The 26,528-nt window shown below is 51.9% G+C and carries 19 protein-coding genes; 8 read left to right on the top strand and 11 right to left on the bottom strand.

Features of this window, described 5'->3' with window-relative positions; translation table 11 throughout:
- Positions 1 to 33: 33 nt before the first annotated feature.
- From Q1B47_RS17530 to Q1B47_RS17520, 3 genes are all read right to left on the bottom strand, one after another.
- Complete coding sequence (locus Q1B47_RS17530; RefSeq protein ID WP_299796477.1) at positions 34 to 1,524, bottom strand: carboxypeptidase M32; 1,491 nt, start codon at positions 1,522 to 1,524, stop codon at positions 34 to 36.
- Positions 1,525 to 1,694: 170 nt separating this feature from the next.
- Complete coding sequence (locus tag Q1B47_RS17525) at positions 1,695 to 2,321, bottom strand: DUF2913 family protein (protein WP_299796474.1); 627 nt, start codon at positions 2,319 to 2,321, stop codon at positions 1,695 to 1,697.
- A 79-nt stretch (positions 2,322 to 2,400) separates the two neighbouring features.
- On the bottom strand, positions 2,401 to 3,708 hold the full coding sequence (locus tag Q1B47_RS17520) for a DEAD/DEAH box helicase (protein WP_299796471.1): 1,308 nt from the start codon (positions 3,706 to 3,708) through the stop codon (positions 2,401 to 2,403).
- Positions 3,709 to 4,082: 374 nt separating this feature from the next.
- Between Q1B47_RS17520 and Q1B47_RS17515 the strand changes: the two genes are divergently transcribed.
- Complete coding sequence (locus tag Q1B47_RS17515; protein WP_299796468.1) at positions 4,083 to 5,282, top strand: EAL domain-containing response regulator; 1,200 nt, start codon at positions 4,083 to 4,085, stop codon at positions 5,280 to 5,282.
- Positions 5,283 to 5,370: 88 nt separating this feature from the next.
- On the opposite strand, the gene Q1B47_RS17510 is transcribed toward Q1B47_RS17515, so the two are convergent.
- Entirely contained in the window at positions 5,371 to 7,158 is a 1,788-nt protein-coding gene (locus Q1B47_RS17510) for an aminopeptidase P family protein (protein WP_299796465.1), read from the bottom strand.
- A 300-nt stretch (positions 7,159 to 7,458) separates the two neighbouring features.
- On the opposite strand from Q1B47_RS17510, the gene Q1B47_RS17505 reads away from it, so the two are divergent.
- The 4 genes from Q1B47_RS17505 (at position 7,459) to Q1B47_RS17490 (ending at position 12,542) form a co-directional block, all read left to right on the top strand.
- Entirely contained in the window at positions 7,459 to 8,655 is a 1,197-nt protein-coding gene (locus tag Q1B47_RS17505; RefSeq protein ID WP_299796462.1) for an MFS transporter, read from the top strand.
- Positions 8,656 to 8,747: 92 nt separating this feature from the next.
- Positions 8,748 to 9,527, top strand: a complete 780-nt coding sequence (locus tag Q1B47_RS17500) for an ROK family protein (RefSeq protein WP_299796459.1) — start codon at positions 8,748 to 8,750, stop codon at positions 9,525 to 9,527.
- Between the two features lie 196 nt (positions 9,528 to 9,723).
- The gene (locus Q1B47_RS17495) at positions 9,724 to 11,037 is read left to right on the top strand and encodes a phosphatase PAP2 family protein (RefSeq protein ID WP_299796456.1); all 1,314 of its coding nucleotides are present in this window, start codon (positions 9,724 to 9,726) and stop codon (positions 11,035 to 11,037) included.
- Positions 11,038 to 11,324: 287 nt separating this feature from the next.
- Positions 11,325 to 12,542 carry a Xaa-Pro peptidase family protein gene (locus Q1B47_RS17490; protein ID WP_299796453.1) on the top strand — a complete coding sequence of 406 codons (1,218 nt, stop codon included), beginning with the start codon at positions 11,325 to 11,327 and terminating at the stop codon, positions 12,540 to 12,542.
- A gap of 75 nt (positions 12,543 to 12,617) precedes the next feature.
- Here Q1B47_RS17490 and Q1B47_RS17485 read toward each other — a convergent pair whose 3' ends face one another.
- Positions 12,618 to 13,088: an FKBP-type peptidyl-prolyl cis-trans isomerase gene (locus Q1B47_RS17485; protein WP_299796450.1), complete on the bottom strand. Its 471-nt coding sequence runs from the start codon at positions 13,086 to 13,088 to the stop codon at positions 12,618 to 12,620.
- A 216-nt stretch (positions 13,089 to 13,304) separates the two neighbouring features.
- Here Q1B47_RS17485 and Q1B47_RS17480 point away from each other — a divergent pair, with 216 nt between their 5' ends.
- Both Q1B47_RS17480 and Q1B47_RS17475 read left to right on the top strand, forming a co-directional pair.
- A complete protein-coding gene (locus Q1B47_RS17480) occupies positions 13,305 to 14,363 on the top strand; it encodes an OmpA family protein (RefSeq protein ID WP_299796447.1) in 1,059 nt (352 codons plus the stop codon).
- Between the two features lie 11 nt (positions 14,364 to 14,374).
- On the top strand, positions 14,375 to 19,390 hold the full coding sequence (locus Q1B47_RS17475) for an Ig-like domain-containing protein (protein ID WP_299796444.1): 5,016 nt from the start codon (positions 14,375 to 14,377) through the stop codon (positions 19,388 to 19,390).
- Between the two features lie 63 nt (positions 19,391 to 19,453).
- Here the strand turns inward: Q1B47_RS17475 and Q1B47_RS17470 are convergent, their stop codons facing one another.
- The 6 genes from Q1B47_RS17470 to Q1B47_RS17445 form a co-directional block, all read right to left on the bottom strand.
- Positions 19,454 to 20,074 carry a DUF1294 domain-containing protein gene (locus tag Q1B47_RS17470; RefSeq protein ID WP_299796441.1) on the bottom strand — a complete coding sequence of 207 codons (621 nt, stop codon included), beginning with the start codon at positions 20,072 to 20,074 and terminating at the stop codon, positions 19,454 to 19,456.
- 96 nt (positions 20,075 to 20,170) lie between these two features.
- Positions 20,171 to 21,457, bottom strand: a complete 1,287-nt coding sequence (locus Q1B47_RS17465) for an ATP-binding protein (protein ID WP_299796439.1) — start codon at positions 21,455 to 21,457, stop codon at positions 20,171 to 20,173.
- 2 nt (positions 21,458 to 21,459) lie between these two features.
- On the bottom strand, positions 21,460 to 22,158 hold the full coding sequence (locus Q1B47_RS17460; RefSeq protein ID WP_299796436.1) for a response regulator transcription factor: 699 nt from the start codon (positions 22,156 to 22,158) through the stop codon (positions 21,460 to 21,462).
- Between the two features lie 49 nt (positions 22,159 to 22,207).
- A complete protein-coding gene (locus Q1B47_RS17455; protein WP_299796433.1) occupies positions 22,208 to 22,579 on the bottom strand; it encodes a hypothetical protein in 372 nt (123 codons plus the stop codon).
- On the bottom strand, positions 22,576 to 25,236 hold the full coding sequence (locus Q1B47_RS17450; RefSeq protein ID WP_299796430.1) for a reprolysin-like metallopeptidase: 2,661 nt from the start codon (positions 25,234 to 25,236) through the stop codon (positions 22,576 to 22,578). The genes Q1B47_RS17455 and Q1B47_RS17450 overlap by 4 nt, the downstream gene beginning before the upstream one ends.
- A gap of 194 nt (positions 25,237 to 25,430) precedes the next feature.
- Complete coding sequence (locus tag Q1B47_RS17445; protein WP_299796427.1) at positions 25,431 to 25,877, bottom strand: hypothetical protein; 447 nt, start codon at positions 25,875 to 25,877, stop codon at positions 25,431 to 25,433.
- Between the two features lie 212 nt (positions 25,878 to 26,089).
- Here Q1B47_RS17445 and Q1B47_RS17440 point away from each other — a divergent pair, with 212 nt between their 5' ends.
- Positions 26,090 to 26,521 carry a MarR family transcriptional regulator gene (locus Q1B47_RS17440; RefSeq protein WP_299796424.1) on the top strand — a complete coding sequence of 144 codons (432 nt, stop codon included), beginning with the start codon at positions 26,090 to 26,092 and terminating at the stop codon, positions 26,519 to 26,521.
- Positions 26,522 to 26,528 lie beyond the last annotated feature (7 nt).

Here is a 26,528-nt window from a genome sequence, read left to right as displayed (position 1 = left end):
GCGCTATAATACGTTATTTCACCAACCTTTGCCTTACTTCAGGTATCTCTGCTCAAGGTGTCGCTTGAAATAATCCGGGTTAAGTGTTTCACCGCTAGCCTCAGTTACCAACTCATCCGTGCTTAACAGACAGCCCCTGGACCAGATCTTCTGTTCGAGCCAGTTAAATACCTTATGGATATTACCCTGGGTAACTAAGCTATCGATTGAGCCTAAATCCGCCTCCATGGCAAAGCGGAACTGAGCCGCATACATGGCGCCAAGGGTGTAACTGGGAAAGTAGCCCAGCTCACCGACGGCCCAATGGATATCCTGCATGCAACCATCTTTGAAGTTGCCTTGGGTGTTCACGCCTAACAGCGAATTCATCTGCTCCGCCCAGAAATCCGGCAACTCGGCGACGCTCAGGCTGCCGTCAATCAAGCCTTTCTCGGCTTCGAATCTCAGCAGGATATGACAGGGGTAGGTGATCTCATCGGCATCGACCCGAATAAGGCCCGGATTAACCCGGGTGTAGATATTGGTCAACTGCTCGGTCGAGAGCCTGCTACCTAAGTGTTCGGCAATCTTTGGCTGTAGGTGGGAGAGGAATCCCGTACCTCGTCCCAGCTGCATCTCACAAAACAGGCTCTGACTCTCATGAATTGCCATCGAACGTGCCTGTCCGGCAGGCTGTCCCCGCCAGTTAACCGGCAGCCCCTGTTCATATCTGGCATGACCCGTTTCATGGATAACCCCCATCAGGGCACTGGTGAAATCCGCTTCATCGTAACGGGTTGTCAGGCGAACATCGCCGGGGACGCCGCCACAAAATGGATGACTGCTGATATCTAACCGACCCTGAGTAAAATCAAAGCCGAGAAAGTCCATCACCTCCCTTCCCAAAAGCTCCTGCGCCTGGCAGCTGCTTCTTTCTACATTAAACTTGGGTTCACCCGCTTGTTCATGTTGAACCCGCTGAATAAGCGAGGGGAGCCAGCTTTTAAGGTGACCAAATACCGACTCCAGTCGCTTGGTGGTCATTCCCGGTTCGAACTTGTTCAGCAGGGCATCATAAGGTGACAAGCCTTGCGCCTTTGCACGTATGCTCGCCTCCTCTCTAACGAGCTCTATCAAGGCTTCAAGGTTCGGCCTGAACCCTTCCCAGTCGTTATTTTTGCGTTGATCCCGCCAGGCATGTTCGCATCGGTAGGCAAGCCTCGTCTTCTCCTGTACCAGAGAGGCGGGAATGATGTTTGCCTGAAAGAACTGATAACTCATCTCTGTCAGGTTCGCCGCCTGTTCGGCGTTGAGTGGCTCCTCCCGGGCGAGCTGCAGGGTATCGGCCAGAAAGGGGGCCGTCTTCAGCTCATGAATATGTTTTGCCAGCTCCGCCATGGCGGCGCCGCGGGCTGCGCTGCCGCCCACTGGCATCATGGTTGCCTGATCCCAGTCACCCAGTGCACTTAAATGCTCGAAGTGAGAGATTGTCTGAAAATGGCGGGTCAGGGTGTCGTAATGGTTGGTCGGGCTGGGCTGGGTCATGGCAACTCAATATGGGGACATTTGAGGGTATGGTACTGACTTTTGCGACTACAGCCAACCTCACGAACATGAGGCCGGCGGGCGGATGGGCATGAAACGAACTGATTTTATATGACAGTAACTGCCCGGAGCGCTATTTGAGCTGAGATGAGCTCAGCTCTCCATGCTGCTTAGTCGAGCAGCAAGGCCAGGGAGGGTTGCTCATTATTCGGGAAAACCCGGTAGGCCTTGTGGTGCTTGATTAAGCTGGCTTTCTTATCGCCCTGACTGAGCAGAATATTATGCTTGACGGCTAGCCGGGCCAACTCCTGCTCGTTGGCTCTAACGAACAGGGTGATAGGCTTGATGAGGTGATTGCCATCGATATGGCCCTCGTACTGTTCGTGTGATATCACCAGGCTGCTCTCCCCATCGCTGTCGAGCTTGAGCTTAGTGCTGACCTCTTCGTCGAGAATAACGACCCAGTCATTGCCCTCTAACTCACTCAGAAACAGCTTGAGAGACTGTCCAAGCTGTTGATTGCTCATGGCGCTGCGGTACTGCTCATCTATGCGCGCCAGCAGGGAGGGAAGTTGTGCACCGGCTCCCATGCTTCGGCCATCGCGGATCCACTGGGTTAATTCGTTGGCGATCAGCTTGGAGAAGCGGCGCTTTTTCAGTGCACTGGCCATCCAGTTGCAGAGGAAGTGACTCTCGGCCGCGGCTGTTTTGATGGTGTTGGTTTTTGAGGCTCGCTCTTCCAGAGCTGCGATGCCAGCCTGAGCAAACTCAAGGATGGCCTGATTATAGCTGGTCATAATTTCCTCTGTATCGTTAACAAAAAATCACCGGCAGGCGGTGATTTTCAAGTATTAAGGTGTCATAAAAAGTCAAAGTTTATTTGATCTTCTTGACCTTTCCCGGTCCTTTGTTTGAAGAGTTTTTAACTTTTACCCGTCGACTGCCCAGATTCTTCTCTGCGATCATCTGCGCACCGGTATTATCTTCTCTCTGCTGCTTCTTGGCAAAGCTGCGTCGCTTCTGAAGTTGCTTGATAAGCAGATCACGACTACCTACCTCATATCCGGGAATCGTGATGCGGCGAATCTGCTTGCCGATCAGCTTTTCGATGTCGGCTAAGGTGCGCTCCTCTTCACGGCTGACCAGAGAGATGGCGACCCCGGATTTTCCGGCACGGCCCGTACGACCGATGCGGTGTACATAGTCTTCGGCCAGGAAAGGAAGGTCATAGTTGACCACGTATTCAAGATCCTGAATATCTAATCCGCGGGCCGCAACTTCTGTGGCGACCAGGGCGCGGATCTTACCCTCTTTAAATTCACGCAGTGCGCGGCGGCGGTTGCCTTGCGCCTTCTCACTATGAACCACCGACGATTTTATGCCGTCCAGGTTGAGCTCTTTTACCAGCTTATCTGCGGCGTCACGGGTAGCGGTAAAGACCAGTACCTGTTGCCAATTCTTCTTACCGATCAACTCAGACAGTAGCTCACGCTTACGACGTTGCTCTACGGGATAGACGACCTGGCTCACGGTGTCGGCGGTGCTGTTTTGGCTGTCGACACTGATAAGCTTAGGCTTGACCAACATCTCATTGGCAAGCTTCTTCACTGCACTTGAGAAGGTGGCAGAGAAGAGTAAATTTTGACGGTTCTTGTTGACGGCCTGAAGGATCTTCTGGATATCTGACACAAAGCCCATATCCAGCATACGATCCGCCTCATCGAGTACCATGAAGTCGACATTGGACAGGTTTAAGTTACATGCCTGAAGATGCTCGAGTAAGCGCCCTGGTGTAGCGACTATGATATCGGCCCCACGTTTGAGTTTCTGCGCCTGAGTCTCAAGCTTCACACCACCATAGATGGTTAGGACTGAGACTTGCATGTACTTGCTGTAGTCGTTGATATTGTCGGCTATCTGGCTGGCCAGTTCACGGGTCGGGGTCAGGATAAGCGCGCGAGTGTTTGAGCGCTGGGTTTCGCTCGGGTTGTCCAGCATCTTCTGCAGGATAGGCAGAGCGAAAGCGGCTGTTTTACCTGTGCCCGTCTGGGCGCTGGCTAAAACATCCTGGCCACGGCGAACAGCTGGAATAGCTTCTTGCTGAACCGGCGTCATTTTCTGATAACCACAGTCTGAGATAGCACGTAAAATCTCGGGAGCAAAACTAAAAGATTCAAATCTCATCTTGGGTTTCCTGTATTTAACCAATTCATAAGCCCTGCGAAGTTGCAGGCCAGTGTCACCATAAACAATAGTCGCCAAAAAATGACGGCGGCGGAATATAGCAAATTTGCGTAGATTTTAACAGCAAATACTATCAGGTATATCCAGATATTGATGAATTCTGTCAGCTTTATCCATTTTATTATCGGCCAGGTATGGTTAAAGGTGTAAGGCGTTTGACAGTTTTGGCTTCTGGTCTAGGCTTTATAATTCTGATGGCTTGGATTGCATGGAGGCAATATGACACGACTCGCCTGTATTCAAATGGAAGCGCTCGACTATCTCGCCGGCTTTTCTCTCTCAGCTCCTCTCTCTCAATTCAATGAGGGGGAGCAATGACAGTTAATGTTCTGATCATCGATGACTCACTCAGCTCCTGCCGGGTTCTGAGCAAGCACTTTATGCAGTTGGAAGTTGATCGTATCGAGTACTGCAGCGATGGGCAAACGGCCTTGAGGACACTGACTAAATACAGAGATGATTATCAGGTAATAGTGGTTGATCTTCATATGCCTAAGATGGATGGCATCGAGTTGTTAGTCAGGCTCAGCAAGCTGGGTTTCAAAGGCGGGGTTATCATAGCATCGGGCATGGAGAGCCGGATTATCGAGGCCGCTTCACAGGTCGTGGTGAACTCGAGGCTAAGGCTGCTGGGGGCTCTGATGAAGCCTGTCTGTGCCTCTCAGTTGAAGATATGCATCGAACGCCTGTTTATGATGGATAGCGAACTTGCGCCTAAGAAGCCTGTAATGGATGTGGAGGCGCTGCAGGAGGCGATTAACGCCGATAAGGTGATCCCCTATTACCAGGCGCAGATGGATGTTAAAACCGGCGAGATAAAAGGGTTCGAGGTGTTATGCCGGATTCAGCAGGGAGAGCAGCTGCAGCTTGTCACCCCGGGTTGTTTTATCGATCTGGCAGAAGAGCATAACCTGTTAAACAGCTTAACCGATAAGCTCATCAGCAGAGCGATGGATGAGTGGAAGGATATCAGGCAGATGAACTCCTGTGTGGGGAGCAGCATCTCCATAAACCTCACCCCCAATCAGCTGGCGCAGCAAAGCTGGCCTAATCGTCTTATTCGATACTGCGAAGAGAAAAAGCTGCACCCCTCTAAGGTCACCATAGAGATAACGGAAAATCAGGTACTCAACAAGCAGAGTCAGCACTCGAGTATAAGTCGTCTCAGGATGCATAACTTCGGCGTTGCCATCGATGATTTCGGGACCGGTTACACCAATCTGTCCCAGCTGTGCAAGCTACCTATCAGCGAGGTAAAGCTGGATATGAGCCTGGTGAAAGGGATACATCTGGATCCTATGGCTCAGACTATCTTAAAGTCTCTTCAGGATATCAGCCGGGGGCTGGGGGTGGAGCTGGTTGCCGAGGGCGTCGAGGATATCCGGGATCTGAACTACCTGGAGAAGATCGATGATCTGCGTCTGCAAGGTTATCTTATCTGTCGGCCAAAACCCTTCAGTGAGATCATGCGTTGGTTGAAGGCACATGAAAAAGTTGGAGGGGGCCTGGTTTAGGACGCTCAGCCGAGCAGGGACTAGCTACAAAATCAGAGAGGGCGAAGGACCCAGGTCTGTGCCCGTCGCCCTCTCTTCATCCTGCTGACTAAATCGCCTTGGTAGCGTTTGCCAGCCAGTCAAGCTCTTCACCCTGCATAAATGGCGACAGGGTATCGAATACCTGAGTGTGGTAATCATTAAACCAGTTGATTTCGGCATCACTCAAGAGGGTTTTATCTATGAGACGGGTGTCCATAGGTATCATGGTGAGTGCCTCGAACTCGAAGATTTCACGCTCGGCACCGGCCAGGGCTTCACAGGGGCGAACCGCCACCAGATTTTCCAGGCGTATTCCGAACTCATCGGCGCGATAGTAGCCGGGCTCATTAGAGATAACCATACCCGGAAGCAGGGCGACATCATTACTGTTTTTAGCGACTCGCTGTGGTCCTTCGTGGACGCTCAGGAAGTGACCGACTCCGTGTCCGGTGCCGTGATCGTAATCGAAGCCGTGCTGCCACAGGTACTGTCTGGCGAAGGCATCGAGCTGTTGTCCGGTGGTGCCTCTCGGGAAGCGGGCCTGATCCAGGGCGATATGACCCTTAAGCACTAAGGTCACCATCTTCTTCTGTTCATCACTGACCTGGCCGATGGCCAGAGTCCGGGTGACATCGGTGGTACCGTCGAGGTACTGAGCGCCGGAGTCGACCAGGTAGATGCTGTTATTGGTCATGGTTGCCGGGGTGCCGTTATTATGGTTGTAGTGACACATGGCGGCATTCCCCCCCACGGCGGAGATAGTATCGAAGCTGGGCTCACGATATAGCTCGTCTTCGAGACGGAAAGTTTCCAATTTATCGGCCAGGACGCCCTCATCATAGAAGTTACCGGCTGAGACCTCTCTGTCCAACCAGGCCAGAAAGCGACTGACTGCGACCCCATCGCGAACATGACAGGCCCGGAGTCCGGCAAGCTCAGATTCATTCTTCTGCGCCTTTGGCAGTGAGACAGGATCTAAACCGGCAATCAATTGCGCTCCGGCCTGCTCGGCTGTCAGTTGTGACCAGGCGTTAGCTGAGTTCGGGTCAGCCAGGAGTTTGCGACCCGCTAACTTATTGAGCGCCGTCTTGAGTGTCGCCTCGTCTGAGAAGGTGACGCCTGTACCCACATGCTCATCGATACCGGCAGGAAGCTTGCTCAGATCCGTGAATAGTTCCATATCGCCATTGGCGTGCAGCAGCGCGGTGCCCAATACAATCGGCAGGCAGGGAACATCATTCCCCCGAATGTTGAGCAGCCAGCAGAAGGAGTCGAGTGACGTGATGAGCGCAGTATCTGCCCCGGCTTTGGCCACGGCTGCTCCTATCTCCAGTCGCTTTTGCAGGCTGGTCTTACCCGCACTCTTATCGTCAAAGAGTACCACAGGTGAAGTGGAAGCTGCGGGCCTGTTCTGCCAGTGAAGGTCGATTGGGTTTTCATCGACAGAGACTAACTGTATCTGCGCCTTAGCCAGTTTGCTTTCGGCACTCTTTTGCCAGCTGAGAGGGTGAAGACGCGAGTCGTAACCCACACGCGCATCACTCTTGAGCTTGTCGCTGAGCCACTCTATCTGTGGGTTGTCCGTCAGGCTGAGGTATTCAAACAGTGTTCCATCGACCTGCTGTTTAACCTGAACTGTGTATCTGCCGTCGACAAAAATAACGGCGCTCTCTTTAAGCACGATAACCATACCCGCAGAGCCGGTGAAATTACTGATCCACTGCATACGCTCATTACGCTCAGGAACATACTCTCCAAGGTACTCATCGGCACGTGGAATGATAAAGGCGTCAAGGTTGGCTTTGGCCATTTCAAGGCGGATGGCTTCCAGGCGAGCGGCGGTTGTTTGTGTCATACATACTCCGGTTATCACTGACCGTTTTGTGGGGAAATGCAGGTCCAGTGTTTATTGTAATGGAATGTTCAGCCGTCGATTATCGCAGCTCGGTGGAGGAGAGGGAAGCGAGCTGAGATATTTTCAACTAAGTGAGGCATTTTTCTTTCAAGTGTGAAGAGCTGAAAACTTTGAACCATTTAACCTGTTACATTTCGGCACAGATCAATTAGATTAGTGCAATAGGGAAGCATTCATCTCTTGAGCGGGGTTATCCGGCTCTTAGCCAGGTGTGCATGTGTTTTTTTCAGGAGTTAATTAATGCCGTTTAATGTTTGGGTGCTGACACTGGCACAAGCGTTCGCCATGAGCGCCGCTCCTATGATGATGTTACTTGGGGGGATAGTTGGTGTAGAGCTTGCTCCCAGTCCGTCCTTAGCGACTCTGCCTATCACCTCTATGGTTATTGGGGTTGCGATATCGGTAATTCCGGTAACCCAATTGATGAAGCGTTTCGGCCGAAAGAGAGTATTTATCAGTGGCTCACTGTTGGCAGCTGTGGCTGGTCTGATAGCGGCCTACGGAATAGATGAGCGTAATTTTACACTTTTCTGCTTAAGCGGCGCGATGCTCGGCATTGCCGGTGCTATCGTTCAGCAATATCGGTTCGCTGCCATGGAGGCGGTAGCGCCCGCTTTGGGCGCTAAGGCCGCATCTCGGGTGTTGCTCGGTGGCCTGGTCGCCGCGTTTCTCGGTCCTGAACTGGCCCTGCTGGGCAGTGAGCTGGTGGCGACCCCCTATGTCGGAGCCTTTCTGTTTCTGTCGCTGATTTGTATATTGGCGGCGGTTACCCTGATGTTTTATCGTGAGTCTGTGGCTATCGATCCTCTTCATGAGCAGAGGGTTTCTGCCTGTCCGAGACCCCTGCAGCTGATTTTGAGTCACACCCAGATATGGGTCGCGATTGCGGGTGCCATCATAGGCTTTGCCATGATGAGCTTCGTGATGACCGCGACGCCTCTGCATATGCATCATATCGAGCATCACTCGCTGGCCGATACTAAATGGGTGATACAGAGCCACATTATTGCCATGTATCTCCCCTCACTGTTTACCGGCTTCTTAGTGGCAAGGTGGGGAGTCGCCAGGATGATGTTGTTGGGGTTAATGGCCTATCTGGTGACTATCGTAATCGCCTTGATGGGAAGCGAGCTACTCAACTACTGGTTGGCATTAGTCTTGTTGGGACTTGGCTGGAATCTACTGTTCGTTGGAGGAACCGTACTCTTACCCCGCTGCTACGGTCCCGGAGAAGGCTTCAAGATACAGGCGGTTAACGACACCTTAGTCTTCGGAGCCCAAGCTTTCGCTTCCCTGAGTGCCGGTTGGGTCATTCACCAATTAGGTTGGGAGTTATTATTGATCATCTGTTTACCATTTATCGCTTTTCAGCTGTTGTTAATGACCTGGTGGAAATTCAGTCAAAGCAACAATTTAGAGGAACAAGTGAGCGATTAAGTCACACTCTTACTCTGTGAATTCATGTTAGAATTTTTGTTTAAATTAAGTATTTTTCTCTTTCTAAGATGATGGAAGCGGTGGTTGAGTAAATGCAAACAGTAACGGTCGATATCGGTGGTACCACAGCATTATTTGAGATGCATCTAGATGGTCGGGTCGAGCAGTATAAAATTGCGACAGGTGAAGGGTTTAATATCGCTAGCCTAAATCAGCATTTAAAGGAGTTAGAAACAGACTATGGATTTGAGGAGTATCGACTGGGGATAGCCCTACCGGGGTTGGTTCAGGATAACCGGCTACTCTCCAGCAGTTCGCTGCCGGGGTTAAGCGGCCTCACCCGTCAGGATATCTTGAGCCGGGCTAAGAACATCATTATCTCAAATGATATCGATGCCGGCATACAGGCCATCAGCGATCCTAAACACGCGTGCGAGCTGTTGATCATGAGTGGCAGCGGGATAGGGATGTCCATAGCCATGAATGGCAAATTGTTTACAGGAGCATCCGGGGTCGCCGGAGAGTTGGGTCATTGCCGGGTGATGACCGAGTCCGGTGAGTTTAGTCTCGAGCAACTGGCCTGTGGCTACTCAGACCAAGCAAGGGGAGTCGACGCCTCTGGGGAGCTGTTTCGCGCCGGAAGTTACCTGGGGATGGGGATCGCATGGTCCGTGAACCTGCTCAATCCGAATCGAATCTGGCTTGCCGGTAGCATGATGAACAGTAATGATTACTACAAAGGCTGTATCGGCGCACTCAAGGATATGGCGTTAACGGCTCCCTGGTCTCAGGTTAAAGTATCCCGTGTACATGATATGGAAACCTTAGTGTGTCGTGGATTGAAAGAGATGCTTACTCAGGATGAGAGTTAGCCTCTCAACGCCTCTTCCGCCAACTGACTGCGAGAGTCAGATGGCAGGTGGGGCGTCGGCGTCATAGTGGATATAAATCACATTTCTATATTTTCATTTAGAGACTGGATGCCACCTATGTTACATGTGTTACATATGTAATATAGGTGAATTAATACCCAATGTAGATTTAACCGCTTCCCTCGAGTGAATAACAATGAAAATAAAGATAAAACAGATAGTCGCAGCAATATCGACTGCTCTCTTGAGCACCTCGGCGATTGCCCAAAGTGAGATCTTTGCCGGCCAGTCCGGCACCTTCTCAGACATCGGAGATGTGGTTCAGATCCTACTTCCTGCAGGAGGATTGGCAGGAAGCCTCTGGATTGGCGATACCGAGGGCGCCTGGCAACTCACAAAGGGGGTTGCGACCACCGCAGCTATTACCCATACCCTGAAGTTCAGCTATGCCAGACTCAGGCCCGATGGTAGCGAGCATAACTCCTTTCCTTCCGGGCACACCTCGGCGGCATTTTCCGGAGCCGCATACATACATCACAGGTATGGTAATGCCTGGGGGATCCCGGCATACGGTGCGGCCGCGTTTGTGGGAGCCAGCCGTGTATGGGCGAATCGTCACTACCTGGATGATGTGATGGCCGGCGGCTCCATCGCCGTGCTCAGTAGTCTCTACTGGACCGAGCCATATAATCGGTCCGATTTCGTGATAACTCCTACCATAGGAGAGGGGAGCGTCGGGCTGGCGATGAACTATACGCCGGGCAGAGCCGGGCCTAAATCCGCGATCGAATCTAAGCATAAGAGTGACTGGGGTAGCGTCGATAAGAGCTATCGCAATAGCTATGAGCTGTTTATCGGCGGCGCCGACACTAAAGAGAACAGCATTCAGGACACAGGCAATCAGGCGTTCGATCTATATGATTTCAGCCGCGAGAGTGAACCTCACACCTACTCCTCGGCCAGAGTTAAGTGGGGAGTGGATGAAACTCAGTACCTCTATTTCAGCTTAACGCCGTTCGAAGCCAGAGACACCGTCAAACTCAATGAAGATATCCACTTCGGGGGAAAACAGTATCGCGCCGGCAAGGAGGTCGTTTCGGCTTATCGCCTGTATGGTCTGACCGCCGACTACCTGTTTGAGTTACTGCCCAACAGTGACTGGAAGCTCGATGTGGGGGCCGGTTTGAACATTAATCACCTCTCGATACGCTTAGATGATATCGAAGGTGATAACCTGAGTGAGCGTGATGACTGGTTTATTGCTCCGGCGGCCATGGCCGAGCTGGGATACCAATTTACCGACACTATCTCAGGGAGTATTGGCTACCGTGCATCATTTTCCGGTACGGCTGACTCTCAGGATGTTTGGGTAAGCTTAGGCTATCGGTTCGATGAGCGTTGGTCGGCCTCTTTGGTGGCCGGTCAGTTTGAGCAGCAGGTTGAGACGAAAGAGTTAGTTAATGATCTATCTCTGAGTTATGGCGGCTTCACCGTGGCATATGCCTTTTAGAGATTATTGCTCTCTTAGATAAATACCAGCTTGATTGGCCGGTATTTTTTTGCCTGTTCCAGGCCTTAAGAGGAGTTCTGCACCAGTTTCATTTACTCCCGTTCTGCCTGAAATTCAGCCATCCTATACCCATCTGAATATATTTCTACTGATACTTTGTATATTTTATGCTAGAAAGTGGTTCTGATTTCATGGCTGGTTCGGTAGCTCGAGCCTGACCTGAGTAATATGAGGTTAAAGTCGGGGGCTTGGTGTGATCCCGGCTAATTAAAGATGAGGGGAATGAGATGACCTTAGGTGTAGGCGGTTCAACCGTAGAACAAGAGCTGGCGAAACTGACCGATATGACCGAAGGTACCCAACCTATTGGTCGTGTGGAGTACCAAGCCCGCATAGAAAAGGCTCAGGAGCTGATGATATCTCAGGGGATTGAGGCTATCTACGTCAATGCCGGTACCAACTTATACTATTTTACCGGCACACGCTGGTATGCGAGCGAGCGCATGGTCGGCGCCATCATTCCGGCTAAGGGAGCGGTCGAATATATCGCACCGGCCTTTGAGGTTGATACGCTCGAGGGCTTTATGGCTATCGAAGGCCGGGTCAACACCTGGCAGGAGGATGAGAGCCCCTATGAGTTATTCGGCGCTGTATTGAACAATATGGGGATCGCCTCGGGTAAGGTTGGTATCGATGAGTCAGCTGCTTTCTTTATCTTCGATGGTGTACGTCTCTCTCATCCCGGGTTCGATTATGTTAACGCGAAAACGGTTACCGCAACCTGCCGCATGATCAAGTCAGAAGCTGAGCTTAGCCTGCTTCAGCGTGCAAAGGATATGACGCTGGAGGTGCATAAGGCGGCTGCGCGCATTTTGCGTGAAGGGATCACAGTTGCCGAAGTCGAGGCCTTCATCAATGAGGCACATAAGGCGGTGGGGATCCCCGCAGGCTCCTATTTCTGTATCGTACTTTTCGGTGAGGACAGCGCTTACCCTCATGGTGTTAAGTCACCTAAAGCCCTCGAGTTGAATGACACGGTACTTATCGATACCGGATGTCAGCTACAGGGTTACAACTCGGATATCACCCGTACATATGTATTCGGCACGCCGAGTGCTCGTCAACGTGAACTTTGGCAGTATGAGCAGGACGCGCAGATTGCCGGCTTCGAAGCCGCCAGAATCGGTGCGCCGTGTTCGAGTGTTGACAAGGCAGCAAGGGATGTACTCGTCGCGGCGGGATTTGGCCCCGACTACGCTGTGCCGGGTCTGCCACACCGTACCGGTCATGGCATCGGTCTGGATATTCATGAATGGCCCTATCTTGTGAGGGGCGATGAGACGCCGCTCGCCATTGGCATGTGTTTCAGCAATGAGCCTATGCTCTGCGTTCCGGGGGAGTTTGGTGTCCGCCATGAAGACCACTTCTATATGACAGAGCAGGGCCCTGTATGGTTCACCAAACCGGCACACTCCATCGATGACCCGTTCGGCTATGAGGCTTAGATGAGTCATTAGCCTCTAAAGCTAAAAAGCCCCGCACAGTGACCTGTCCGGGGCTTTATGCTTATTTGCGGGCAATTAATCTATGCTGATTAACTCGACATCGAAGATAAGTACCGAGCCGCCGGTAATTTTACCTGTACTGCGGTTGCCGTAGGCCAGCTCGCTTGGAATGAAGAAACGGGTCTTCTCACCCGCAACCATCAACTGAACCCCTTCAGTCCAGCCCTTGATCACGCGGTTAAGCGGGAAGGCAATAGGCTCACCCCGCTCTACCGAGCTGTCAAAGACGGTGCCATCGATCAATGTGCCATGGTAATGCACAGTTACGGTATCGCTCGCTTTCGGGTGAGTCGTACCATCCCCTTTGACTAATACCTGATACTGCAATCCGGAATCGGTTGTGACCACTCCCTCTTTGAGCTTGTTCTCGCTCAGGAAAGCACTGCCTATCTTGATATTTTCCTGCGCGGCCTTTTGATTATTCATCGAGGTGAAGTAGTAGAAGATAACACCCGCGATGACGACAATAGCTAATAGTATTTTCATTATAATTTTCGGTTAGTCAGATTTCGTAGCTCATGATAACCAATACCTTGTAAGAGGTAAATTTAGAAAAAAGGAAAGTCAGTCTTGTTTACGGTTGGAGATATTTGCTGCGCTAATGAGAGCTATTGCTGAGACAAATAGTTTATCTGGTGTAGAATCGTATATAGTTTAATGTTTTAACGTTGACTCCAATCATAAACTGTCAGGGAAGCTGTTATGTCAAATATTCGAATATCGTCTGTTTTTCCTCTTTGTGTGTTAGCCCTTTCAAGCTTGTCCTTTGTCGCTGTTGCCGATGAGCCCCGTTCCTCTCAAGCTCAGGATTCAGCCTTTTCCTCCTATTTTTATCTGGGCGGCAAGCTGGGACAGATGCACTACCAAAATGCCTGCGAACCCTGGAGTCTCAGTTGCGACGGTAATGACCTGAGTTTCGGCGCTTCTGCCGGGTATCAGCTGTGGGAACATATCGGTTTTGAGGCCGCCTACCTTGACTTAGGAGAGGCGGTGGCGGTATATCCCGAAAGTGGCGTTAATCAGACCTACATCGGCAGCATGTCGGGTATTGAACTGTCGGTATCGGCGCGCCTGCCGGTCAGTGAAAATTTTGACCTGTTTGCCAAGGCGGGCACATTTCACTGGGATGGTGAAAACCAGGGGCCTGTGAATCGTAAAACTGACAGTGATTGGGCACCGATAGCGGGCCTTGGTCTGGAGTATAAGTTGTCAGCCTCCTGGGTGGCGAGACTCGAATATCAATATATCGACAGTCTGGGCAGCGACTATATCGGCGGCAGTAATGGTCACCTGACTACCTTAGGCTTGAGCTATCGATTCGGCCAGGGTAAGAGTCAGCCTGAGCCAAAAACTCAGCCTGTGACCTTGCGGGTAGTTGTTGAGCAGGAGGTCATTCCCGCCCCAGTCGTGCTTGCGGCCATCTCAGTGACAGCCCTGTTTGATTTTGATAGCAGTGCCATAAACGATCCCCTCCAGTTTCAGCCTGTCATTGAGCGACTCAATAGTGAGCCTCATGTCAAGGTGTTGATAACCGGATATACCGACTCTAAGGGAAGCACGGATTATAACCTGGCCTTGTCTCAAAGAAGGGCGCAAAGCATAGCAGATCACTTGATGGCAAATGGCGTTATGCCGGAGCAGATAGAGGTGCGCGCTCTTGGGGAAAGCTCTCCGGTTATCGATAACTCGACAGAGTCAAACAGGCATAGGAACCGCCGCGTGATGGTTCATGTTCCCTCAACCACTACAGATGAGAGATAAGGCCGGTATAGATGAGACACCTTAAAGCGATTAATACCTATTTTATCCTGCTGCTGACCTTCCTGCTGGCAGCATGTAACGGTGATAACGATGGCTTCCCATCTTCAGAGTGTGGCGGTAGTGATAACCCCTGTCCGGCATATGCGATAGCCCTGAATATCACCCCCGAGATTAATACGCTGGCGGTAAATACCAGCGATCAATATGTTGCCATCGCTACATTCAGCGATGGTGAGAGAAGAGAGGTCACCGGGCAGGTAACTTGGTCAAGCAGTGAGCCGACTATTGCCGACTTTCTTGTTTCGGGAGGCGCTTCGGGAGTGGCGACCGCCCTGTCGGTGGGTAAGACCAGGATCACCGCAACCCTCGAGTCGGAGCAACCGGGTGGTGAACGGCTTTCTGACTCGGCTGAGCTGATTGTTACCGATGCCGCCCTTGTTGCCTTGAGCATTGAACCGGCGCAGCTTGAGGTGCTGGTTGATATGTCCAAGCGCTATAGAGCCGTTGCGCTGTTTGCAGACGCTCATAAACAGGATGTGACCGATTTTTCTGATTGGAGTATTGATGATACCGCTATCGGTTCGGTGGCAAATCAAGCTGATCAAAAAGGGCTTGCTACGGGCATAGCGCCCGGTGTCACCTCGGTCAATGCCGTCTACCTTACAGGCCGCGCCGAGGCGCAGTTGGTGGTGTTAGGTTCGAGGCCACAGAAGTTAGTCATCAATCCAACAGATATCACTGTGCCAAGAGGCACAAGCACGCAATATCAGGCCCATCTGGTTTTAGATAATGGGGCCAGTATCGATGTTACCGGGCAATCTTCCTGGCAGTCGAGTGTGAGCGATATTGCAGCTATCGACGCTGAAGCGGTATTGAGTGCACAAGAGATAGGTACCACGCGGGTGAGTGCCAGTCTGAGTTTTGCGGATATCTCGCTAAGTGACAGCACCAACGCTACCGTTGTTGCGCCACAAGTGACGGCATTGACAGTGACTCCGGCTAAAGTTAAATATCCGGTGGGTACCGAGGGAGATTATATTGCTACCGCATATTACTCCGACGGAAGCGTGGTTGATGTCAGCCGGGATGCTGTTTGGTTTGTCGAAGATAAGCAGGTCGCAGCTATCGTTGCCCAAGGGGAAGAGGCTGGTCATGCGACGGCATTGACCCCCGGGGTGACCGAGGTGTATGCCGAGTTTAATCAGCTCTCTGCTTCCGCTGTCGCCGAAGTGACCTCCGCCGTGATTGAGAGCATCGAGATATTCCCCATAGATTTCGTGACACCTGCCGGTACCTATGTTGATTATAGCGCCAGAGCCAGGTTCTCCGATGCCAGTGTGCATGATATCACCCTGCTGGGATACTGGCAGAGCAGTGAGGCTGATGTCGCAACCATAGGTGTTACTGGCGCCAAGGCGGGGAAGGCCAGAGCACTCTCACCAGGCGTTACCGACATCTCTATCGACTATATGGGGATGAGTAGCACCACAACACTAACCGTTACAGAGGCTGCAATTTCGGGTCTTCAGATAACGCCCAGAGATCTACAGGCGCCGGTCGGGACTCAGGGACAGTATCGGGCAATAGCCTATTTTTCCGATGGTCATAGCAGTGATGTAACAAAGCAGGCAACCTGGAGCTCGGGAAACAGCGATATCGTCAGCATTGTAATCTTGGGTGATATGGGCGGTTATGCAACTGCTCACACGGTTGGGAAGACAGATATCTCGGCGAATTATGCAGGATTTGATACCAAGGCTGCAGCGCTTAATTCGGAGCTAAAACAAGAAAACCCAGCCGGAACGACTTCGTCAACAACGACGGCCACGGTAACCGATGCTGTGCTTAAGTCACTTATCATCTCGCCCGCCACAGCTACTGTCGCCGCGGGAAATAGCCAGCAATACTCGCTAACGGGGATCTTCTCAGATGGCAGCAGTAAGGAGCTGACAGACTTCGCCGCCTGGCAGGTGGAGAACACCTCTGTTGCACAGATAGACGCTCACGGGCTGAGCCTGGGGTTAGTGGCGGGTGAGACAGAAATTATTGCCAGTTACTTAGGTATTAAAACCACGGCTAAGCTTACTGTTACCGATGCCGTCATTACCGGCCTACAGGTAACGCCAGTCAGCTCTATCTTAGCAGCCGGGTATCACCGGCAGTTGGTCGCCACGGCATTTTATTCCGATGGACACTCGAGTGATGTGACCAGGCTTGCGATGTGGAGCTCCGATGATACCGGGATCGCCGAGGTGGTCTCTTCAGGCATTCAGGCGGGGTATGTCACTGCCGCTGCCGTAGGGGATACTCAGGTCCGGGCAAATTTCGATGGTATGTCGGCGAGTGCAGGGATCCGAGTGACCGATGCCATTCTCGAGTCGGTTAGCCTATCGCCGGTGAAGCGGACCATAGCTGCAGGTAATACTCAGCAATATCAATTTGTTGGTATCTTCTCCGATGGTACTAATATCGATCTGACTCAACTTGCGAGCTGGCAATCGAGTGTGCAGGATGTTGCCACGGTAGACCGTCGTGGGTTAGCCCTGACTTATATCAAGGGAATGACCCGGATCTCGGCATCCTATATCGGCTTCACTTCGGATGCGGAACTGATTGTCACCGATGCCACTGTTACCGGTTTGCAGGTGACCCCGGCAAATGCCACCGTGCCTAAGGGAATTTCGGGCCAGTATAAAGCTGAGGCATTTTACTCAGACGGTCACAGCAGTGACGTGACTCAGTTGGCGACATGGAGTGCCGTAGACCCAGCCGTCATTAACATAGTCGCCGTGGGAAGTTCGGCCGGATTCGCCGAGGCGCTAGCCGTTGGCGAGACGAAGATTGAAGCAAGTTATAGCGGTGAGCTGGCTCAGGCTAACATTGAGGTCACCGACGCTATCTTAGAGAAGCTGGTCGTCAGTCCGATAAGAGCCACCGTCGCGGCGGGCTTAACCCAGGCCTTTGAAGCAACTGGCGTGTTTTCCGATGGCAGCAGTAAAGATCTGAGCCTGGAATCCGATTGGCAGAGCTTGGATATATCGGTTGCCAGCGTCGAGCGAGGTGGATTAGCCAGCAGTTATCTGGCCGGTGAAACACTCGTGACGGCAAGCTATGCCGGGCTCAGCGATTCATCTACACTCACGGTAACAGACGCTGCTCTGAGCTATATTCAGGTCACTCCGGCTAAGGTTAAGGTGCCTGCGGGGACTGAGGGGCAGTTTGAAGCCAGAGCCTTCTATACCGATGGTCGCTCTGAAGATATTACCGGGGTTGCAAGCTGGATAAGCTTAGATCAAGCAATAGTTCATATTGGAACCGGTAGCCTCGATGGCGGCTTCGCTAATGCGATAAGCAGAGGCAACATTCAGATCGAGGCTCAGTACCTTGGTATGAGCTCCTCTGCCGAAGTTGAGGTCACGGCCGCCGAGCTGGTTGAGCTGACCGTCACGCCAGCCGATGCATCCGTAGCCGCCGGGTTGGAACAGCCCTATCAGGCTTTTGCCCGTTTCTCAGACGGCAGCAGTAAAGAGGTGACGCTGGAGTCGAGTTGGCAGAGCAGCAGAACCGACATTGCGACAATCGACTCGACAGGCACAGCTCATACTCTCGTTCCTGGCATGACCGAGCTCCAAGCCAGTTATAAGACGTTAACGGCAAAAGCCTCACTTTTTGTGGATGAAGCCGTTTTGACACAACTGCAGCTGACACCTGTTACCTCGACGGTGAATATTCATGAGACGCAGCAGTATGTTCTGAGGGCGTTTTACTCCGATGGTTACTCGGCCGATGCGAGCAGCGCAGCTACATGGACGCTTGCCGATGATACCATTGCCCATGTCGTGACATCCGGCTTCATGGCCGGACGGGTGACGGGGGATTCTCAGGGGAAAACCCTAATTAATGCGCATTACAATGGCATGGATGCTCAGGCCGAAGTGGTTGTGAGCGAGTTTGAGTATCTGGGAGTGCAGGTTGAGCCGGCCGACGGCTATGTGATAGTTAATAAAACCACTCAGCTACAGGCCTTCGCCGTTTACCGGGACAGCAGAGGCAATATCACTCAAAAAGATGTTACTGAACAGAGTGATTGGAGGCCGGGAGACAGGAGTAAGCTCTCTATCGGCCCGACCGGGCTTGCACATGGCATTGAAGCAGGTGTTTCCGCTACTTTTGCTATCTTTCAGGGAATAGAGGGAGAGGGGAGGCTGAGTGTTTATGACAGTGAGGTCAGAAGCCTCGAGGTGACACCGGACAACCTCGAGGTTCCCGTTGGTACCAAGGGGCGTTATAAGGCGACGGCGACCATGTTCAATCTGGAAAGAGTCGATATTACCGATAAAGCCACCTGGTCATCGAGCCAGCCGGATGTGATCCATATGGTGACGACCGGGACCGATGGTGGTACCGGCATCGCCAGAGCCACAGGGAGTAGCGAGATCACGGCGCAATATGAAGGGGTCAGTGATAAGGTGACAACAAGCGTTACCGATCCTGTACTTGTGAGTATCGAGATCACACCGGGAGATGATGTTATCTATGCCGAGTGGCCATTCCAATTTACAGCAATGGCACACTTTTCCGATGGCCGAAGTGTCGATGTGACTCTTGATGCCAGCTGGAAAAGTGATTCACCAGGCAATATTCTGATACAAACAGGCAACTCCCGCGCCGGTGAGGCGATGGGGCTAAATTATGATGTGTCGGCCACGATTAGCGTGAGCTATCAGGGCAAGCTTGACTCTCGTTTGGTTTCGGTGGTGAAAAACAGTGTTAAGACGGTAGAGGTGGCACCATCGGATATTACACTGGAGGTCGGTGGGTATCAGCTTGTTGAGGTCTGGGTTACCTATGCTAACGGCACCTCTGAAAATTATGCCGACTATGTCGACTGGAGCAGTGATTACCCGGATGTTGCCACGGGATGGAGGGGGGAGATAGATGCTCATGCGGTGGGCAATGCCATAGTTACGGCGACGTTTGATGGGCAGAGCGGCACAGCCAATGTAGAGGTGATTCCAGCCAGTTAATGTTTCTGAGTAGGCTCGCTAAGCGGTAAAGAAAAGGCGCATCGTGCGCCTTTTCTAATCGATTCAAATTAACTCAAGTTGCTGAAGCAGTGCCTGTCCTGTCGCTGAAAGCAGCCATAATAAGCTTGATGTATTCATTGCTATCATCAACCAAAGCATTAGCCGGAAGCTTGTTTTCTGAGACTTGTGCCTCAGCCACCTCTGGGCCAGCAGTGCTCCGGGCCAACCGCCAATAAGGGCCATCAGCTGCAGCGTACTCTCTCTGGTGCGCCAGCACCCTCTGCGCGCCGCGGATTTATCCAGGCCATAGGCGAGAAAGGTGAAGGTGCTGACGACAAGGTAGAAGGGGGCTATCTGATAGGGAAGCATCTGTTGAAACAGTGCTATGGTAATAAGACCAGCTAAAGCCAGAATAAGCAACGGGCCAAGGGCGCTTTTGTGTCTGGAAGGCTTTATAAGCTTTGGCCTCATCTTTTCTCCTGCTAAGCAAGCCTGAACGGCGCAGTCACGTCCCTGCTTATCTTTGGAGCGGATGAAACTGATGATATCGTTGAGTTCAGGGCGCCTGTCGCGATGGCCGAAGGCCTTGATATGGATAAATATCCTCTCCTGCCCGCCTGTGAGTGTAATGAAACCAAAGCCTCTGTCGTCATTCCATTGGGTCAGCTTCCCTGTGATTCTCATCTCTGCTCTTTGCCATTTAGTGATTGCTACATGCCTGAGCGGCTGATTATATCAAGATTTATAGCAATCGGGATTAAGGCACTGTTGCCGGGGCGGTTAATCTGAAACTGGTTTTGCCAGTGTGATGATAAAATTTGCCCCGCCAATCGGTGCATCCTCAACCTTGATACTGCCATCATGTTTATGGACAATCGACTGAACAATTGCCAGGCCCAAGCCATAGCCACCCGAGTCTCGGGAACGGCTGGGGTCGAGACGGGTAAAGGGTTCAAATATCTGCTTCTTCTTGCCCGGAGCGAGCCCGGGGCCATCATCCTGAATACTGATGGTTAAGGTATCATTGTGGCTCTCTACCGTGATAAGGCATCTTGTGTGTGCAAAGCGCCCCGCATTTCTTAAGATGTTCGACAGCGCAATCACCATCAATTTGATGTCGCATCTAAACTGGCACTGACTCAGATCATCTATGTTAAAGCGGATGTTGGGATAGAAGTGTTGCACCTTTTCAACCGAGCGTTCGATAAGCTCTGTGCTGCCTATCGAGTTCAGTTCCAGCTCAGCTCCATCGTGTTGAAGGCGGGAGTAGCGTAATACCTGCTTGACCAGCTCATCGAGCTCTTTAATCGAACGCTCCAGCTGCCCCTTAAGCTGTAAACGCTTATCTTCATCGGCCTCTTCGAGCAGCTCGATGGCGAACTCCATGCGAGCCAGAGGACTGCGGAATTCATGGGCGACCCCGTGTAGAAGATCTCTCTGTGTGATGAGTAACTGATCCAGCGCGGTCGATTTTTGTCTGTTTGTAACCGACATCAGCTCCGCCTGAGCCTGCAGAGACTCGATACTTAACTGTGGGGGGGAGGGCGTATCTCCAATACAGAGCGAATCACTGAGGCGTTTGAGCGATTTTTTATCCTGATAATCCAGCAGAATAAATGTTGCGATTGCGGTAAGCAGGGCAAAAAGCCAGGTGAATATCTCCGCCGCATAGGCCAGGGTCATATCATCGAAAGGGCCGACGGTTAACGCATATTCTGCCGATACCGGGTAGTAGATGAGCCCCATATCCGGATCGATAATGCCGTTATCGCCTATGGGGGAGTAGAGCTGCTCCAGGATATCCTCGGTGAAGTTGGTCAGATCCCGTTTATCCAGATAGACCGGGGTGTTTAATTCATCCGACAGTCTTGCCGTCTGTTGCTGCCATAGATTAGGGTTGCTCTCTTCGACGCTGCTTTTGATCTGAGCTTGATATTCAAGCAGATTATCATTGAAGGTACTCAGCGCTAATCTGTCTATGGTGTCATAGAAGATAGCCTGACTCAGTAAGGCTGCAATGGCAAAACTGAGCGTTAATGCCAGCACCCCGCGAATCGATCTAGTCATTATCATCTCGCAAGCAGGTATCCCCTGTTTCTGACTGTCTGGATAATATTTCCCGACTCCGAATGTTGGTTTAACTTGTTTCTTAGTCTGGATATGCGCAGGTCTATCGAGCGCTCTATGCCATCATACTCGAAGTTGAATATGGTCTTATGCAGTGCATCCCGGCTGACGACCTCACCACAGTGCATGGCGAGTTGTAACAGGACATCGTACTCGGCGCCGGTGAGTTCGACTGGCTGGTGGTCTACGGTCACAGTTCTGTTGGCAGGATTGAGCACAAAACATTGATTGCCAAATTGTATGTTTTCCTGTTCCCGACGCTTTCTGTGTTTCTCAAGGTGTCTGAGCTGGGCCCTGATATGTGCGAGTAACACTCGGGGCTTGACCGGCTTGGCCAGATAATCATCGGCGCCGACCTCCAGGCCGGTAACCTCATCGATATCATCATCGAGCGCGGTTAACATGATGATTGAGCCATGGTAGTCATCTCTCACCTGTTTGCATATGGTGAGGCCATCCACATGGGGGAGCATCAGATCGAGTATGACAATATGAGGAGCCTGATTGAGGATCTCCTTCGCGGCGTTGAGACCATCGTTGAGCACACTGACCCGGTAATCGTTTTGGATCAGGTAGTCCCGGACAAGCTCACATAGCTCGATATCATCATCGATGAGTAGCACGGATAATTTATCTTTCATAAATATCTCCGAGGCAGGCTCCCGTATTACTACGGGAGCGACCTCAGTGTTAGTCAGCCTGTTTCTTCTTACAGATCTCGAATATAACCCGATTATAAGCGGTCATAAAGTCTATGAGTTGCTTACGTTTCTCTCTTTGCTCTGTGGTGGATATGAGATCTCCTGTCCCCGCCATATACTGTACGCCACATAGGGCCTTGGCCTGCTCAACCTCCTCCTGAGCTATTCCCGGCAGGGTGGCTCTTCGCCCTGTGGTGGCAAAGAGTCTCAGGTCGCCAAGGAGTCTGGCCTCCTCGACTGCCCGTTCGACTCTGGACTCTGTCGAGGCGTCGTCCGCCTCTTCGCTAAGGTTACAGCCGCTAAGCTGAGTGGCCATCAGCAACAGGGATAAAATGAGTGGATAGCTGCTTACTCTTTTCATTGGGCTCTCCCCCCTAACAATCTTACGCCGAGCAGCGGTAGTAAGATAAATAACCATCCCCCTAGGGCGCCGCCTGATGAGCCTCCTCCTGTTTCGCCTCCGCTACCACTACCACCTTCTGTGCCGGTGGCCTTCACTGTGATGGTGACAATTGCGCCGGCGCTGGCCTTCGAAGCGTCCTGCAGGATATAAGAGATGGTTTCGCTGCCCGAAAAGCCTGCGGCCGGGGTGTAGCTTATCTTGTTATTAACAATGCTGGCTACCCCTTGTCCCGTGTAGTTGAGGCTTAACAGGCTCAGCGTGTCGCCGGTATCGACATCACTGTCATTGCTTAAGGGGTCGATAACATTGTTTGACGAGTCCTGATTGACATTGGCTGTATCATTGACCGCCACGGGACTATCGTTTACCGCTGTGACCGAGATGGTTGTTGCAAAGGGCTCACTCTTCAGATCACCATTGTGGGCGATGACAAGGACAGATAGCTCACCGTTAAAGTCGGTGGTCGGCGAAACCGTCGTACCGTTTACCTGATAGTTACTGCCGCCTTGCAGGGTGAGACTGGTCGCAGTGAGACCTTCATACTGATACATGTCGGTCGACAGCGTCAGCTCGCCATCCTCACTCATGGTGAGGGGAGTCTTAAGGCCGGTGATCTTGATGCTTTGGGCGGCAGGTCCCGCCGTGACAGAGAAGTTGCCGTTATTGACCGCAAAGAAGATGTTGTCGGCGCAGTCGATTTTAACACGAGCGTTATTGCTGCTGAGCTGAGGCAGAGTGACTTCATGGCTGCCGTCGTTGTCGACGCCCATTGCCAGCTCGGTATCGAAATGGCTTCCCCCGTCGACGGAGAGCTTGATGTTTACCTTAGCGCATGAGATCGGCGCCGATGCGGTATCGGCCACATTCCAGCTGACGAGTTGGCTGCCGTTGGTCCAGCTTGAGCCCGCTGCAGGCTCGATTACCGAGAAAGCCTGGTTGGTATCGATAACGTTGACTTTCATGGCGTCACGGGAGAGGCCCTGGTTGCCGTCTCTCACCACCAGGCGGAAGTTGAGTTCACGGGTGGTCAATGGATAGGTTTCGCCTAAGCTAAGCTTATTGTGTAAGATATCTTCGAGTCTTGGGAAGGTACGGCTGGGTTGGCTGCTGGGGTTCCAGACCCTGAACAGCGGCCGCTTACCGTCGTCAATCTGCTCGGCAGCGCTGGCGCTGGCCGGACCTAAATCATATTGCTGCCAGTCATAGGAGAGAGTATCGCCGTCAGCGTCGGTTGCACTGCCCGTCAACACGAAGGGGGTGCGGGCGGGAATGGTGTAGTCGGCACCGGCATCGACCACAGGATTTGTATTAGTGCTTGTGCTGACCTGTGCGCAGCTGCTGCCGCTACCTGTGGTGATATGGGCCTGTATCACGTCTATCGAATGGGAATGGAAATAGGGGTTAGAGTTATCCTGAAGGTTTTGCTCACCGCATATCCCCGCATAACTCATCACAGTTGAACCACTTCCCGGCTCATATGCACTCGTGTCTGCCCGGTTGCCATTGCAGGAGTCGGTCAGGCCATTGAAGGTATGATCGGCGCCAAACTGATGGCCTAATTCATGGGCGACATAGTCGATATTAAACGCATCGCCTGTGGGAGTGGGACTGCCGGTCACACCGTCGCCCTTAGCCGTAGCGTCACAGATGACCCCCAGTGCTGCCAGCCCACCACCGCCGGTGCCGACAACGTGGCCGACATCGTAGCTGGTGTTGCCGATCGCATTATCTATGATCCCTGTGTTGGCTTCGCCATCGGCATCGGTGTTTTCGAACGGGTCACTACCCGGGTCGACAAAAATCAGCTGGTCATTATTGGCAACCAGCTCCAACCTTACCGCCAGATCAGCCTGATAAACATCGTTAACCCGGTTGAGCATAGTGACCACGGCCGCAAGGCCCCTCTCCCTGGTCCCGCCGTGGAACTGGGTGTACTCCCCCGTGGCGGAGATGGCTATCCGGTAAGTTTTCAGTTGCGTCGCCTGAGCCTGAGCGTCCTTGTTTCGGTAAGCTATGGCTTGGGAAGCCATAGCCGTGTCTGTGTGGGCATGGCTGTTGATTGTTTGTTCGCTCTTGCCTCTGATTTTTGGCGGTAATCGTTTGGGCATATCGGCCTGGTTTAGCGGGACGGCATCTTTGCGAAAATAACTGATGTAGCGGGCATCGCTGTCACGGTATTGCGGGTCGATAAACACCGTCTCCCCGCCGTACCTGAACAGGCCATGAAACCCCTGAGGGGTAATATCGAAGCGGCCGTGATTATCCGGATTACCCAGCTCATGACCGCTGAAGGTTTTAATATTGGGATACTTTTCAGCGAGCACGCTCTCGACTATGGCTGAGGGCTTAAGCTCAAAGTCGGCAAAGTTACCGTTGGGCAGAGGCAGCGTCACGATAACGGCGTCGCGACTGGTCAGCAGTATCTGATTCAAGGCGGCGATATTTGTGCTCAGCTGTTGGCCGGAGGTCGCCTGGCTGTTGAGCCCCGTGGCATCGTGTCTGTTAGCCACTTTTTGCCATTCGTTAAACTGGCTCGCGGACTGAATTTCGGCTACGGCGCTATGTGAAACAGCCGCTGCGATACACAGGCTCAAAACCGTCAATACTCTTTTCATGGTGGATCCCCTTTACCGAATGAAGAGTTACCACCTTAATGTAATAAGAGTGTTAACTTCCTTGGCAAATTGTAGCCGTTCTGTCTCGTTTGATACAAACGGATACAAAGAGGACGCGACTTCGGGCAAGGTGTTTAGACCTGATTGGTTTAACAGCTGGGTGTCTGAGCAGTTTTTTCCATGTCTACAGCCTCTTAAATATAGCGCTTCCGGTTTGCCGTTAAGCGTCTGCCCGATGTTGCATTCTTTGTTAACAGGTAGAGGTTTGTCGCACCTGCAATCAACTCAAGTCCCTGCAGAAGGTAAAATGGGAGCTCGAACTGACCGGCCTGTGCCCAACGATCCAGAACTATTGCAGCAGGAAGCAGCACTAAGACACCGTTAGCTGTGGCTAACTTAGTTCTCATTAGCTTCTGTTTAATCACCTTACTTCTGCCTCCCTCTGCCAGCAGGTTGCCGGTGATCCCGGTGATGGCCATGGCGGGAATCAAGATAAACAGTCCCGGGAAAACGATGCTGCTCTTGACCTGAGCGATAAAGGCGTGCGTACCAAACAGCTCAGCTAGCAGGCTGAAGCCAAAGAAGGTAGCGATAGAGAGTGTGGCCGTGATGGCGGCAATCAGATGTAGTTTCGTTTTCATGGTGAGCTCCGTGGATCTGGATCGTCTGTTGATAGTGATGTTTGACTCATATCTGTAATTATTTTTGACAGTGTGTTGTCATTTTTACCTATCTTGCATTTATGACAGCAGGTTGTCAAGTTTGACAGCGTGTTGTCATTTGATTAATGTTGAGCCTATGATGGTGTGAGTAAATGGCGAGAGAGTTAATACGCCGAAATTTAGGATTTGAAATGACAGAACATGAAGGCTTCACCCAACTGGTACTGAGTGTATTCAGGCTGAACGGATTATTGATCACCGAAGGGGATAGCTTGAGCCAACCATTGGGGCTAACCAGTGCTCGCTGGAAGGTGTTGGGGGCAATTGAGCATGCACCGCAAACGGTATCACAAATTGCGAGAACCATGGGGCAGACAAGGCAGAGTGTTCAGCGCATCGCCAACGAGCTGGAAAAGTTGGCCATTGTATCGTTCGAGGATAACCCGGGGCATAAGACGGCAAAACTGATACAGCGCACCGAAAAGGGGAGAGAGTTATTTGACCAATTGAGCGAACTACTTCCGCCCTGGAGCGAAGCGGCGCTCGAAGGGATCACCGAGCAGGAGCTGGCGACAACGCTGAAGGTCGTCGCTAAGCTTGTGTCTCACTTTGAAAAGAGCTGATTACCAG

It is taken from the genome of uncultured Shewanella sp. (genome assembly GCF_947501225.1).
GTDB lineage: Bacteria > Pseudomonadota > Gammaproteobacteria > Enterobacterales > Shewanellaceae > Shewanella.
The sequence above is the reverse complement of the archived record's forward strand: the minus strand, read 5'-3'. Positions and strand labels throughout refer to the sequence as shown.